The organism is Photobacterium sanguinicancri (assembly GCF_024346675.1).
GTDB classification, from domain to species: Bacteria; Pseudomonadota; Gammaproteobacteria; order Enterobacterales; family Vibrionaceae; genus Photobacterium; species Photobacterium sanguinicancri.
Genome location: NZ_AP024850.1, coordinates 1558187 through 1571347, shown reverse-complemented (window position 1 = coordinate 1571347; position 13161 = coordinate 1558187). Strand labels below are relative to the sequence as shown.

The 13161-nt window shown below is 32.4% G+C and carries 15 protein-coding genes; 1 reads left to right on the top strand and 14 read right to left on the bottom strand.

The annotated features are described in order from the left end of the window. Position 1: 1 nt before the first annotated feature. Genes OCU87_RS07505 through OCU87_RS07445 form a run of 13 tightly spaced genes read right to left on the bottom strand, consistent with a single transcriptional unit; the run spans position 2 to position 11030 of the window. Positions 2–577 (bottom strand): OmpA family protein, encoded by a 576-nt coding sequence (locus OCU87_RS07505; protein ID WP_261858147.1) that lies wholly within the window; start codon positions 575–577, stop codon positions 2–4. Continuing rightward, positions 574–1794 (bottom strand): TadE/TadG family type IV pilus assembly protein, encoded by a 1221-nt coding sequence (locus tag OCU87_RS07500; RefSeq protein ID WP_261858146.1) that lies wholly within the window; start codon positions 1792–1794, stop codon positions 574–576. Before OCU87_RS07500 ends, OCU87_RS07505 begins: the two co-directional genes overlap by 4 nt. Position 1795: 1 nt before the next feature. Next, positions 1796–2341 carry a tight adherence pilus pseudopilin TadF gene (tadF, locus tag OCU87_RS07495; RefSeq protein ID WP_261858145.1) on the bottom strand — a complete coding sequence of 182 codons (546 nt, stop codon included), beginning with the start codon at positions 2339–2341 and terminating at the stop codon, positions 1796–1798. Further along, positions 2334–2855 (bottom strand): TadE family protein, encoded by a 522-nt coding sequence (locus tag OCU87_RS07490; RefSeq protein WP_261858144.1) that lies wholly within the window; start codon positions 2853–2855, stop codon positions 2334–2336. The genes tadF and OCU87_RS07490 overlap by 8 nt, the downstream gene beginning before the upstream one ends. Beyond that, entirely contained in the window at positions 2852–3967 is a 1116-nt protein-coding gene (locus OCU87_RS07485; RefSeq protein ID WP_261858143.1) for a tetratricopeptide repeat protein, read from the bottom strand. The genes OCU87_RS07490 and OCU87_RS07485 overlap by 4 nt, the downstream gene beginning before the upstream one ends. Continuing rightward, a complete protein-coding gene (locus OCU87_RS07480; protein WP_390960674.1) occupies positions 3960–4832 on the bottom strand; it encodes a type II secretion system F family protein in 873 nt (290 codons plus the stop codon). The genes OCU87_RS07485 and OCU87_RS07480 overlap by 8 nt, the downstream gene beginning before the upstream one ends. Before the next feature lies 1 nt (position 4833). After that, positions 4834–5748, bottom strand: a complete 915-nt coding sequence (locus tag OCU87_RS07475) for a type II secretion system F family protein (RefSeq protein WP_261858142.1) — start codon at positions 5746–5748, stop codon at positions 4834–4836. After that, positions 5745–7010, bottom strand: a complete 1266-nt coding sequence (locus OCU87_RS07470; protein ID WP_261858141.1) for a CpaF family protein — start codon at positions 7008–7010, stop codon at positions 5745–5747. Before OCU87_RS07470 ends, OCU87_RS07475 begins: the two co-directional genes overlap by 4 nt. Next, entirely contained in the window at positions 7007–8203 is a 1197-nt protein-coding gene (locus OCU87_RS07465) for a nucleotide-binding protein (RefSeq protein WP_261858140.1), read from the bottom strand. The genes OCU87_RS07470 and OCU87_RS07465 overlap by 4 nt, the downstream gene beginning before the upstream one ends. Before the next feature lies 1 nt (position 8204). After that, complete coding sequence (locus tag OCU87_RS07460; RefSeq protein WP_261858139.1) at positions 8205–8663, bottom strand: hypothetical protein; 459 nt, start codon at positions 8661–8663, stop codon at positions 8205–8207. Beyond that, complete coding sequence (locus OCU87_RS07455) at positions 8663–10003, bottom strand: type II and III secretion system protein family protein (RefSeq protein ID WP_390960669.1); 1341 nt, start codon at positions 10001–10003, stop codon at positions 8663–8665. The genes OCU87_RS07460 and OCU87_RS07455 overlap by 1 nt, the downstream gene beginning before the upstream one ends. Further along, positions 9996–10772, bottom strand: coding sequence for a pilus assembly protein CpaB (locus OCU87_RS07450; protein WP_261858138.1), 777 nt, complete (start codon positions 10770–10772; stop codon positions 9996–9998). The genes OCU87_RS07455 and OCU87_RS07450 overlap by 8 nt, the downstream gene beginning before the upstream one ends. Before the next feature lie 54 nt (positions 10773–10826). Next, entirely contained in the window at positions 10827–11030 is a 204-nt protein-coding gene (locus tag OCU87_RS07445) for a Flp family type IVb pilin (RefSeq protein WP_261858137.1), read from the bottom strand. Between the two features lie 217 nt (positions 11031–11247). Here OCU87_RS07445 and OCU87_RS07440 point away from each other — a divergent pair, with 217 nt between their 5' ends. Next, positions 11248–11682 (top strand): A24 family peptidase, encoded by a 435-nt coding sequence (locus OCU87_RS07440; RefSeq protein WP_261858136.1) that lies wholly within the window; start codon positions 11248–11250, stop codon positions 11680–11682. A 32-nt stretch (positions 11683–11714) separates the two neighbouring features. Here the strand turns inward: OCU87_RS07440 and OCU87_RS07435 are convergent, their stop codons facing one another. Beyond that, entirely contained in the window at positions 11715–12602 is an 888-nt protein-coding gene (locus OCU87_RS07435; RefSeq protein ID WP_261858135.1) for a LysR family transcriptional regulator, read from the bottom strand. Between the last annotated feature and the right edge of the window lie 559 nt (positions 12603–13161).

The following is a 13161-nucleotide window of genomic DNA, read 5'->3' as shown; positions in this document are numbered from 1 at the left end:
ATCAATGCAAAACTGTCAAACTTGTACGGCGATTACAGCCCTTTCTTTTATTTATTTCAACAGAGCAAGACGGTTGAGATTCACCATATGCTTTCATTGAAATCTTAACATTTTTACCAATTTCATTTCTTATGTACTGAGCAACATTATTAGCCCTTCGTGATGAAAGCTTAACATTATATTTTGAATCACCACTTGAATCAGCATGACCTTCAATCTCAATTGATGTCACCTTTCCTGCATTATCTAAATAATCTCTTAGACTTGATTTGTGCTTAACAGACAACTTATCACTATCAAATCCGTAGATAAGAGTAAGCATTTTATCATTAGCATTATAAAAGCAAGAATTAGAATATGGCGCTTCTGAGCTAACAATCTTATCACTAGATAAAACTTGCATTTTTTCTTTGGTATTTTTATTCAATAAATTACCACGTACTTGAGTAGTTACTTCTGTCTTTGAAATTACAGCAACAGTATGGTTATAAGCATTATCAACATCAATGCATGAGGCGTGCACTGGAAAAAAACCTAATGCAAAAAAAACACAGCACAACTTGTTTGAAAAATTCATAGTTTTAATCTTCCTGTTTCTTCACTCAATAAATTAATAATGTATTTGTATACATCATCTCCCTGCTTAGCTTGATAAATGTTATTTTTACCAACACAGTCGAAAAAACCATTTTTAGTTTCATCAAGATAAAAGTCGATTCCAATCACACTAAAAATAACATTAAGTTTGTTACCATGCCTATCTACTTTACCCTCAAGGTTACTGACTATGTTTTCACACAGTCCCCTTTTGACTAGAGACTTTAAGAATGTATTGGGTAACTTATCAGTACTCGAATCTGAACCATCAGACATAACAATAATTATCTGCTCTGCATTATATTCAGATTGAGAATCTGTAACCTGTGCTGCACGAATAACGCCTTGCCATGAGCGTGTTGAACCATAAGCTTTTGCAATAAATGGGCTTATTTCTTTATTGAACTGTTCATAATCATCAGTTAGGTCTATATCATGAAAATTAGAGTTTGAGCCATGGTCAGTGAATAACTTTTTATTATCATCAAACATCTCCCTGACAGTATCATAAGCATTGTCATTAACAACTTGATCGGTAAAGTAATTAACACCATTTACGTTTTGAACGTTATAATGGTTATAACCAATAAATGCGACTCTACTCTTATCATTACTATGTTTATTAAATTTTTCAAGATCTTGTGTTATTGCTTTTATTGTTGATTTAACAACATCAATTTTTTTTCTTGAACGATCAGACATAAACGGTCTACCCATAGATTCACTCATGTCTACAATAAAATAAATATCTACAGGTTTTGGAAGATACTTTCGAGCTATAGTAGAGCTAGAAACTGTAAACTCAGGCTTTAATGTCTCTATATTACCAAAGGAAATCCATGAGTTATGCTTTGATTTAGCAGTAACTGTGTAATCATTATATGGTGATATCTCTTTATTCTGAGACATACAACCATTATCATAGTCACACTTTACAGATTGGATTTTAATTTCAATTCCATCTATATTATTCGGAATATAACGATCGACAATTGCCTCTGCAAGCCTATCATCAGGTTTATTTTTCCCAGTGGATGTGGCGATTAAAGCTAATGTTGCAACCTCAGTTGCTTCCATCAACTTAGCATCTGATTGTAAATGCTGAACAACCTGTGAGGTGAAAGCAAAGAAGCCAATCATTGCAGGAAGCATACACATGAATAACACAGCAGCTGCACCCTTTTGCCTATTATACATTCTATATCCTCGCAAAAGAAATTGATGACGAAACTACATTCATCATTTCATTATCAGCAACACCTAGTACATTAAAAGGTGTTTCATAACACAATGAAACTTGGTAAATCGGCAAATATCTATCGTTAGATGTTTTTGGTAACAAATGACCCGACCCACTAATATCAACAATATTACAGTCTTTTATCTGCCCTTTGGTTTTTTTTACATAAGTAACCTTATTGTTTACTTTAGTTAGTTCTTCAACTTGGATTCCTAATTTATTAGAATCAAATGTACCAGACATTCTAGATAAAGATGATTTAGCTATATCAAGCATCATATTAATAGCATTAGTGCAATTAGATTCATTTTTGCACATATCACCTTCATCATTAAACAGCTGCTTTCTCTCTGATAAAATTGTTGCTAACGAGTATGATACCCTTTGCAATTTCCCTTTGTTTGCAATTGAGATAGAGCTATTCACTTGCATGACAAATAAACCAGATGCAAAAACTAATATCATTGCAAGTTCAATAGTGAAGATGCCTCTTTCTTTATTCACAGTGATCTCCTGGACCGACCTTAAACTTACAGCGTTCATATTCTTGTATAGCAATAACTTCACGTTTGATGTTCATAGGTTCTAAAAAGTATGAAAATACTGGTTTGTACTGAAAACTGAGACTATATATAGCTATAGCCATATTCTTTGGTTTTTTATTAACACCAGGACAATCATCTATATTTTTATATTTATCACTACATGTTGATAACGAGTCGATATTTTTGAAATAGTGAACATCCGTCTTCACAGAATCTGCCTTTACTACAAGGGGAAAAAGAATACCACTGCTAGTCGCTAATGCTGACTCAACATAGCCTTCATAATCTTCAGCTGTTCCTCCCCCAACTTTTCCAAGTTTTTTTGTTTCTGAAGTAGCAACATTAAGTGCATGATCACTCACAGCAAAGGCATAACTCATAACACATAAATCAAACCATGCAAAAACTGTTAAAATAAGAACAGGTAAGCCTAATGCCACCTCGACTGAAATTGAACCTCTAATTTTTTTCATAATTTCACATGTTTTTTATTAGTATAATCAACTACAAAGGCGCCTTTTATATTTAGTGAAGACATGAAGTTTTTAGCACTATCTAATGATTCAAATTCACCAATACAATAACGATTCCATAACTCATGAGTATACGAGTAAACTTCGCCATAATTATTTTTAAGATATTCTAAATACTCAGGTGTAATGAGTTTGTAAGTTGCGAGAACTTGGATTCTAAATTTTCTATTTTTAGGCATCATGATAAGTTCCGAATTGAAGACATCCTTGCTTTTTATTATTGAAATTTTATTATCACTAACACTTTTATCCTTTAATTTATTAACCTTGTCTTTACTGGATAAAAATTTATTTTTTTTAGCAGAGTTAAAATTCTCACTTGTTTGTTTTATAGTTATGTCTTTAGGCTTTATTTTTTTTGATAATTTGATTAAATTTTCTCTTGCTTCACTTTCGGAATATACATATTTTAGTGCATCTAGTGCAATATCATTCCGGCCTGCCTTAATCGATGCTAGTATCAAGTTAGATCTGAGTTTGTTGTCTGCAGGATTGTTAACATATAAACCATACAAAATTTCAACAGCATGTTGATAATCTTCTTTCATGATGTAGACAACACCAATATCATTTAATACTTCGCTATCAAGCATTCCTGATTGTCTACTTTTCTCAAAAGAAGAAATAGCTTCGTCATACCTCTTTTGTTCAGCGAGCACTTTTCCATTTAAATGATAATACTTAGCTTCATCTCCTCCTTCATCTCTGTAATCAGACAAAAATATAAAAGATTGACCATAATTCTGTTTTAAATAATTAAGTCTAGCCATCGTGTAAAAATATTCAGTGCTTTCATAATCATCATCATTGAATGTATTTGTATAAAGCTCTGCTGATTTAACATCACGCAAGTCAAGATATACTTTTACTAGCTTCAATTTATAGCTATCGTCTTCCTTCAAATTTTGTTTATAAAATTGAACTAGTTGCGTTTTATCATTTGAACTAATTAAGATATTCTCTTTAGTTTGTAACTCTTTATCGGCTTCTAGTGCTGTTGAGCATCCACTTATAATTAAAATAATAGGAATAATAATTTTATATCTATGCATCACTAATCATCCTTAATATACCTGGAGCTGCAATCAAAACCACAATTGGAATCATAATAAATACAATCAATGGTATTGACATTTTCGCACCCAGCTTACCGATTTTTTCTTCTAAATCCATGATGTTTATTTCACGAATATCACTGGCTAATGAAGATAATACCGGGCCTATAGAAGAACCATATTGCAAACTTTGTTTTAAAGTCATTGCAAAGCTTTGTGCTTCACTTGTTGGAACCATTTGATGAAACTCATCAATTGCCTTTTCTATACCAACAACTTTAGAACGCTCAACAGTTTTATAAACCACATAACCAAGGTTTTCATCTACTGTTGAAATTTCCCTGGAAAGATAATCTAAGCTCGATTCAATAGTCATCCCTGTATGAACACATACATTCATTAGATCGAGTAAAAAAGGTAGCCTACCACTGATTCTTTTTGTTATCTTTTTGCCTCTCATTGAAATGTATGCATCAGGGCCTATTAATATGATTAAAACGGAAAAAACAGAATAAACAACAGCCCACATCAGATCTATAGTTGAACTTAGATAAAAAATAAATATTAATATTAACATTAACCCCAAAGGAACCAACTTAAATAAATAATATGTTTTAGCAATGAAATCACTATAAATTCCTGCGGAAATAAGCTTTTTTTTGTTTTCTATATGATTAAAGCTGACAGCGCCCACTAGACTATTTAACATCTTAAGCTTTTTTTGATCTTGATCACTAGATCCAATAACATTATTTATTTTCAATCTAGCCTGAAGACTATCCCAAGCAATCATACATAAATATGTTAGTAACATTGCAATAAACACAACAAAAGCTGTTACTATATATTCATAATCCCCCACACTAATCAACCCCTCTCAAAATCAAAGATATACAAAAAAATCCGATTAACTCACTAATAAGAACATAATAAAAAATTGGTTTCCCTCCATCTTCGTACATAACGAAATTGAAGTTTTCTGGACTTGTTAATTTTAAAATAATAAGGAAAATAACCGGCAAACATGCGATTATCTTTGCTGAACCTCGGGCTTCAGATGTTAATGCAAATTTCTTTTTATCTAAAGCCCTAGATTCAAACATTATGCGATTTATTTTCGTTATTATATCTTTCAATTGTCCACCACGACTAAGATTTAAGCGTATTGTCGCGGCAAAAAAGAAGTATTCAATATAGGGGAATTTCGTGCTACTTCTTAATAACACATCATCAGGGTCTTCACCAATTAAAAGCCTCTCGCCCATAAACATAAACTCGCGACCAACTTCATTATCTAGCTGCTTTCCAACATAATCAAAAGCATGAACAATACTTTGGCCAGCCGATAAAGCACCGGATAGTATATTAAGTGCATCAGGAAAATCATTCTGAAAGCGCTTATGCCTAAGTTCACGTATTTTAATCATAAATATAATAAAAAGGAGTGGTTCACCAATAATCAAGCAATAAACTATATCTTGCTGGAGTATAAATTCATTAACCGCAATGATAGAGACTACACTACCGATTAAAAAAAACAATAATAACTTTAAAGGTTCTGGAGATAGGTCGGCTTTTATCGTACTAATAAAGTACTTAATTTTAAAAGCCAACGTAATATCGAATTTATTTGAATCAATTACCGACTTTACACCTTTAACACCCTCAAAATCACCATCAAACTCTACAAAATTATCAATTTTTTCCTTCTTACTTTTTTCTAAAAGCAGTAAGACAATTATTAGAGCGAATAATAAAGCAATAAAATACAGAATCATTGAAATATCTCACGAACCGTGTTCTCTAATCCAAAAAACTTCGCTCTTTCGTATACTACTGATCGTGTTGAAAGTCCTGGTGTTTTAAATTTCCCTTCGATTTTACCATCTTCAGTTGTACCATCATTTACGAACTTAAAGATATCTTCTAAGACAACATTATCACCTTCCAGCCCCATAACTTCTGAAATAAAAATAACCTTCCTGCTGCCATCATGTAGTCTTTTTACTTGCACAATAAGATCTACAGCACTCACAATTGTTCTTCTTATTGCTTCAAGGGGTAAACTGCTTGTCGCCATCATGACCATACTTTCAACCCTTGCAATCGCATCTCTCGGTGTATTTGCATGAAGCGTCGACATTGAGCCATCATGTCCTGTATTCATTGCTTGCAACATCTCAAATGCTTCACCACCACGACACTCACCGACAATAATTCTATCAGGCCTCATACGTAGTGAGTTGATGACCAAATCACGAGCCGTTATTTCCCCCGTTCCTTCAATACTTGCTTGCCTTGTTTCCAACCTAACAACATGAGGTTGTTGTAATTGTAATTCGGCAGCATCTTCTATTGTTACAATGCGATCTGTATTTCCAGCAAAACCTGACATAGCATTTAGCAGCGTTGTCTTACCAGATCCCGTACCACCTGATATCAATATATTGCATTTGCAATGAGCAGCAATAGAAAGTAATTTTGCCATTTCAACTGACATAGCGCCAAATTCAACCAAGTTTTCAAGCTTGATTTTATGCTTTTTAAATTTACGAATTGATATAGACGTACCATCCAACGCAAGCGGTGGAATAACTATATTTACGCGACTACCGTCAGCTAACCTAGCATCACAAATTGGTTTAGTCTCATCAACACGACGCCCAACATTAGCTGCAATACGTTTTGCTATAGTGTTAAGCTGCTTTTCATTAACAAATTGAACTGGGGATTTATCAATTTTACCGTTTAACTCGATAAAAATATTTTGTGGACCGTTAATCATAATATCCGATATATTATCATTATCGATCAGTGTTTGAAGTGGACCCAAACCTTTGAGCTCGTCAAGTAACGCTTTTACTAAGTCTACTCTTTGTAAATTAGATACTTGAAATTGACGCTTATCAATCAAAATATTCACTGAATCTCTTAATTGAGTTTCGAGATCAGAAGCGCTAATTTCAATCAAGCTAGATGCATCAAGGGCATCAAAAATTTCGTCACGTATAGTGATATATACTGAATTAAATTGATTCATTTATTAAACAACTTAAATTTTCTTTTACGCTGGATAGTTTTTCCAGTCAAGATAGAAAGAATCTCTCTAATAGGATCTGAAAATTTCGTTTCCATCACACCATCAGGTCCTTTATGAACAAAGACTTTTTCAAGGCCAGATTCGTAAAAAACATCAATACTTTCTTTTTGCTTAATCCGAACCTTCGCGTTATCCAACGGGATAACATAATCTTTAGCCGGTCGAGTTTGGCTAAATACAATTTTGTGTTCCAACTTATCAATACGTTTTTTAATCAAATTATAAGAACGTAAAGAAGAAACTGATTGCTCACACACAATGAATACACGATGGTAACGTTCTTGAAATGTGGCTTTATCTAATTCATCAAAACTTGATAGCGACATTGAGTCAATAATAAAGTTATACTCATCAACTAGCGTATTAGATAAATTATATAGCGTTTCTGAATGACAGCTTGAAATCTCTGGGTTTTTTTCTAGCATAAGATAGTCGAGTTTATCTATCGACTTACTTAGATAAGTTTTAGCGATGGCATTATCTACCTCTCGATTTGTTAGATCGTTAGATTCTTGTCTAACTTTCAACCCTTTAATTCCAAGAAACATGTCTGCATTAAGAGCACCAGAATCATGGTCGACCATTAGTGTTTTAAGATTCGATTCTTTTGCTAACGCATAACACAAAAGTGAACTGATCGTGGATAAGCCTACACCACCTTTAGATGCAAGAATTAATATTCTTTTTGCAATTCTAGTTTTTTTATTTTCAGTAGCAACTTTTTTTCCAGTTACAGACAATATTGCTGACAGCAGTTCATTCAGCTCACTATCCCAAAGAACATAGTTTGCACCAAGCGCCATCAATTGACTTTTTAATTTTATCGAATCATAATTACCGATGACAATAATGCTAATATCAACATTCAGTTTTGTCGATAATTCTGAAATGGTTTCATTAATATGTTCTTTATCACGAAGATCTATAATAACATTTCTTATTTTTAAGCTTTTATCCGACCAAAAATCCTCTTTCATATCTTTAGAAAAGATTGGTTTTGAAAAACCTTCAATTGCATACATCTCTTCAATTGAAGAAATAATGTCTGCTGATTCGGATATAATTAAGTCTTGCTCTTTAATGCCAGACTTACCCTTATTCGATGATGATTTAAATAGATTGTCTAAATTCATTTTATTTCACTGGTGCATTAAGAATGCTTAATGCTCTGTTGTATTCCGAAGAACAGCCAAATTTATATTGTGCTGCTGAAGAAATTTCCAATATTCCACATTTTTTATCAGCAACAACAAAATATGTAGCTGATATGAGTATGTCTTTTTGAACATCGTCATCCGTAACGATTTTTTTGACTGCGTTCATGTCAAACATTTTCGATTTCAAACTTCTTGACACTTTATCAACAAAGAAACTTTTATCTATTTTATAACTTATAACAATGTTCGTTTTTTTATTTTTATCCTTTATTTTTTTAAAAAAGTCATCCACTTGATCTAAAGCTTTACTTTCATCGACAATATTAAATTCAAGTTTTTCTTGAATTTTTTTATATTCAACTTTATTTTCAAAACTTGTGTTAGAGCATGCAGACAAAAACAAACCAACAAATATGAAAAAAATAGACTTATTCACTAATTAAACCCTCCGCTCTCAATCGTACTTTCTAATTCTTTACTATCTTCGCTTGTAAAATTTATTCTAAACAATCTCTTGAGATCATTAGTGCTTCTATAACTTGGTAATTTAATTTTTTCAGATTTAACAGGTGTTACAAGATTAACTGTTGCAACAATGATGAGTTCTGTTTTTACTTTGTTTGATTCAGTATGGCTAAATAATGCACCTAGCAAAGGAATATCACCAAGTACCGGTACTCGGCTAAGAGATTCCATCTCTTCTGTTGTTAATAATCCGGCTAATACAAAGCTCTGACCATCTTGTAATTGCACTGTTGTTTGTGCCCGTCTCGTCTTTAATGACGGTAAGCTTGCGAAAGCATTATTTTGTGTAAATGATTCATCTAATGAACTAACTTCAGGCATCAGTGTTAATCTAATATTATCGCTATCTGTCACTTTAGCGACCATAGAGAGTTTAACGCCATATTCTTTATAGATTATTTTGATACCATCGCGATCTCTTACAGCCAGCGGAATTTCACCACCAACCAAAAAGCTTGCATTTTCACCTGATATCACAGATAAATTTGGTTCTGCAAGTACTTGGCCTATTTTATCATCACCTTTAGCTGAAATGATGGCTACAATATCTTTTGCTGTAAAATCTAAAACACTTTGAACTATAGTGCCTGCGGTATCTGTTGAAAAAGCATCACTATATTTAACACCTAGTTTTGTTAAAAATGAGCTTGAAACCTCGGCCACAGTTAACTTTACGTTAATTTGATTCGTTGATAGTACTTTAAGATTATTTATTATACCTACATAGGTGTTTTTAGCGGAGTACTCCAATCCATTAACATCACCTTCATTTTTATCATGTATTTTAATGACTGATGTTATCCTTTCTTTTTTTAACATCGTACCAACAGCATCATAAATACTATTTTTTATTTCGTCGCTACTAACCAAACCATCTAAGACTACCTGTTCACCGATATTCATTATCGAGATTTCTTCATCTGGATATCTAGCTACAATTGTTTGTTTTAATAAGCGTAGACTTTTATTTACTATAAGTTCCGCATTATATAACTCGTTACCTGACCGGTCATAAACAATTACAGATGCGTCACCAACATCCACACCATATATTACTACTTTATTTTCATCAATTACTTTATAATCCGCTATTTTTGGATTTGAAATGAAAACAGTTTTTATGTTCCGTTTAACTCTAATTGTCTTTGCGGATCCTTTATCAAGACTAAAAACTTCCGAAGAGTAACCATTCGGAATAGAAAATATCATGCTCGATATTATCACTAAGAATGATATTAATTTTTTATTCATCAACCCCTGCCCTTAGTTCTCTTACACCATGAATTCCGTCTACAATATCGCTGCTCCCAACAAACATGTAGTTATTTGAAATATTCGATGGAACAAGTGTCACCTCTGAAATTTTCTGAGCCATTTCTAGCTTAAGCACATCTCTAGAACTTAATGCTATAATTATGCTGAGTTTTTTACCTTCAATCTCACCACCATCAACACTCTCAAATCTATTTACTTTGATGATTTTTGCATTGCTAATGATAACTCGGCTTTCTAATGTCCCAAGGTCTCTATAGCCCTGTTCTCTAATATTTAGATTTGAAGATGCTGTAGCAACGAAGCTCACCCTATCTCCAACAACTAGTGGTATGGCTTCTAAAACACCACTATTTTCAACTTCATAGTAATAAGGTATTTTATCTTTTCCTAAAGATAAATAGATGTAGTCATCATCTTCGGGATTTGCAATATCAGTCGATAAAATAAAACTATCTTTTGCTAGATCTTTTCGGTAAATGCTCCCTAATTCAAGTTTGCCATTTGATACAAGCAACAATCCCTGGCTACGGGCCTGGCTTTCTTCAAGATCAAAGACAATATAGTCTGAAGATTTAATTTTATGGGTTTTAAGTACGCTATTTTTTAATTTAAAAACGCTAACTAACTCAATTTGAGACTCTTGAACTACACTATTATCATCCTCGATTGAAATGACTCCTTTGATGTAGAAAATAACACTTGCAAGTATTACAAAAACTGTTAATAAGATTATTTTTCTGTTCATCCCAACCTTTACCCATCTGAAGCCGGCCATTTACTGACCGACTAAATTTAACAATTACTTAGCAGCATCCACATTGGCTTTAATTGCTGTCATCGCATTATTCAAAATTTCAGTCATCATTCCTGTTTTAAAGACAGCCAACAGAACAGCTGACATAGCAACTGCAATAACAGCATACTCAACAGCAGTAACACCACTTTCATCTTCAATAAAATCTGCGATAAGATTTTTAATTTTTAAATAAATTTCAGTAACCATTTTAATACCTATAAATTGTTCATTAAAAGACGGATACAAATTACTAACTTTAGGGTTTAAATTCAATTTTTTAAAAATTATAGGTGCATAAGTCATATTTATACAATATAGACTTGTAATTAATTATATTATTATAAGTAAAGGAAATACGCTTGATGTACTATTTTCAACTATAGAATGTATAATGCAAACATTGCCAATAACACATTAATAAATAATGATTTACCTTCTTCTAACTATTGTAAGTGCTATCATTTGTTATTCTGACTTCAAATATAGGAAAATTTCAAATAAAGCCATACTATGTGTTTTCTTATTAAGCTCTAGCTTATCTATCAAGTATGGTTTTTTTATCCAATCAATTAAAATATCTTTCCTAATCTTTGTTATTGGTTTTTTCTTAACAAAGATAAAGATTATAGGTGGTGGTGATATAAAATTAATTTCAACGCTGTCTCTGGCAATACATGGGGATGTAATTTGGCTATTTTTCATAATGATTGGTTTTTTCGGTGGGGTGCAGCTTTCAATGGAGTATTTATACTGTATTATAAAAAACAAAAAAACACCTTTTGATAAAGGTGTGCCATACGGTATAGCTATTTCACTTTCAGGATTACTAGCTATTTTCTTATCTATAATTTTATCCTGAAACTCAGTGGAGCTCTCAAAAGAGCTCCCTCCTCAAGCGATAAAACGTAATTTAGCGGTATCATTTCCATCTTGAGCTGTATCTAGCAAAATTTTCTTTATGCCTTCAGTAAGACCAAAACGTTTGATATCGGGAATCGATTTTTTGTTTCCCCATACATACATAGAAATATCTAGATCTGTTTCTATCATCGAACATTCAGGCCCTACCATATCAGCGTTAGGAGTTACGACTAATGTTTGTGCGTTATTTAGTTCACACTTAATAATTTCTGAAGAAGGCGCCGACAGCCAGCCAGTAACATCTCTTAAATCAATATTATATCCATCTAGTAAGGCTAACAGCGTTCTTTTTTCTATACTACTGCACGATACTATTCTAGTTGGTCTGAATCCTTCATCTATATTTTCAATAGACGCAATAACATATTTATTACTTCTTGCTTTAAAACTACGGCCTAATGAATCGGGGGCGTGATTGACTGAAAAAATCAAATCATAGTCTTCAATATTTATAGTGTTTAAGGCATGATAGTAAATAACATTTACATCCAAATTTTCTAAACAATGAAATTCACGAATGACTTTCTCAAAACTCTCACTACAAAAATAATTTGATACTGCAATTTTAAAAAAACTTTTACTTCTTACTCTCTCCAAATCATCATATAAATCATCAATAATTTTTAAACCTCTTTCTGCATGTTTTAGTAGAATATCTCCCTCTTTAGTCAATTCAAAGCCATCTGAACGGTCAAATAGACTAACACCTAATTTCGTTTCAATTTTCTTGATGTGCTGTGAAACTGCTGGCTGAGTCATATAAAGAGCTTCCGCTGCTATTGTAAAACTCTTGTATTTAGCCACCTGAGAAAAAGTAAACAGGTACTTATTCTCTACAAGTTGATTTCTCTTTTTCATTATTAGTATTCTTATTTTTATTTTCGACAAACGTAACTTAATCCCAATTACGGCACGGAAGTTATCAGCCTCATGCTTGTATGACAATTATTTTCTTATTATTTACCCATAAGGAATACTTATATGAAACAGATCACACTACAAGGAAACAGCAATGTAACCCCCTGTTTTACAATGATAAAAAATATAAAATTTTCTAAAGAAATATAAATGAAAATATGCAACGAATGTCACCTCAATGTCTTTTTTTTGTTTAATTTCCATACAATATTATTCCCCCGCCCACTTCCTATTTATATATTAATATTGCACTATCAATTTCCCTTTTTACATTTACCGCCTACCTTTTCCTTTCACTACCGAATATCAAATCACATTTTATGAATTTATAGTGACATTACTCTTGATGAAGAGTGAAAATACAGCTACCACAAATCGATACTGCCAAGCAATAAGTAGGATACTACACACCTTTAATTCAACAAATATCGATAGTCCCTTTAAGTTACAATCGTAAAATCTGTTGACATCTGTCTTTTAAAATTACTCATTTTAACGG

Bases quoted from the DNA above. Each gene is read 5' to 3' on its own strand.
- OCU87_RS07505 (WP_261858147.1), bottom strand. From the start codon at position 577: ATGAATTTTTCAAACAAGTTGTGCTGTGTTTTTTTTGCATTAGGTTTT.
- OCU87_RS07500 (WP_261858146.1), bottom strand. From the start codon at position 1,794: ATGTATAATAGGCAAAAGGGTGCAGCTGCTGTGTTATTCATGTGTATG.
- OCU87_RS07490 (WP_261858144.1), bottom strand. From the start codon at position 2,855: ATGAAAAAAATTAGAGGTTCAATTTCAGTCGAGGTGGCATTAGGCTTA.
- OCU87_RS07485 (WP_261858143.1), bottom strand. From the start codon at position 3,967: ATGCATAGATATAAAATTATTATTCCTATTATTTTAATTATAAGTGGA.
- OCU87_RS07475 (WP_261858142.1), bottom strand. From the start codon at position 5,748: ATGATTCTGTATTTTATTGCTTTATTATTCGCTCTAATAATTGTCTTA.
- OCU87_RS07470 (WP_261858141.1), bottom strand. From the start codon at position 7,010: ATGAATCAATTTAATTCAGTATATATCACTATACGTGACGAAATTTTT.
- OCU87_RS07465 (WP_261858140.1), bottom strand. From the start codon at position 8,203: ATGAATTTAGACAATCTATTTAAATCATCATCGAATAAGGGTAAGTCT.
- OCU87_RS07455 (WP_390960669.1), bottom strand. From the start codon at position 10,003: ATGAATAAAAAATTAATATCATTCTTAGTGATAATATCGAGCATGATA.
- OCU87_RS07450 (WP_261858138.1), bottom strand. From the start codon at position 10,772: ATGAACAGAAAAATAATCTTATTAACAGTTTTTGTAATACTTGCAAGT.
- OCU87_RS07445 (WP_261858137.1), bottom strand. From the start codon at position 11,030: ATGGTTACTGAAATTTATTTAAAAATTAAAAATCTTATCGCAGATTTT.
- OCU87_RS07440 (WP_261858136.1), top strand. From the start codon at position 11,248: ATGATTTACCTTCTTCTAACTATTGTAAGTGCTATCATTTGTTATTCT.
- OCU87_RS07435 (WP_261858135.1), bottom strand. From the start codon at position 12,602: ATGAAAAAGAGAAATCAACTTGTAGAGAATAAGTACCTGTTTACTTTT.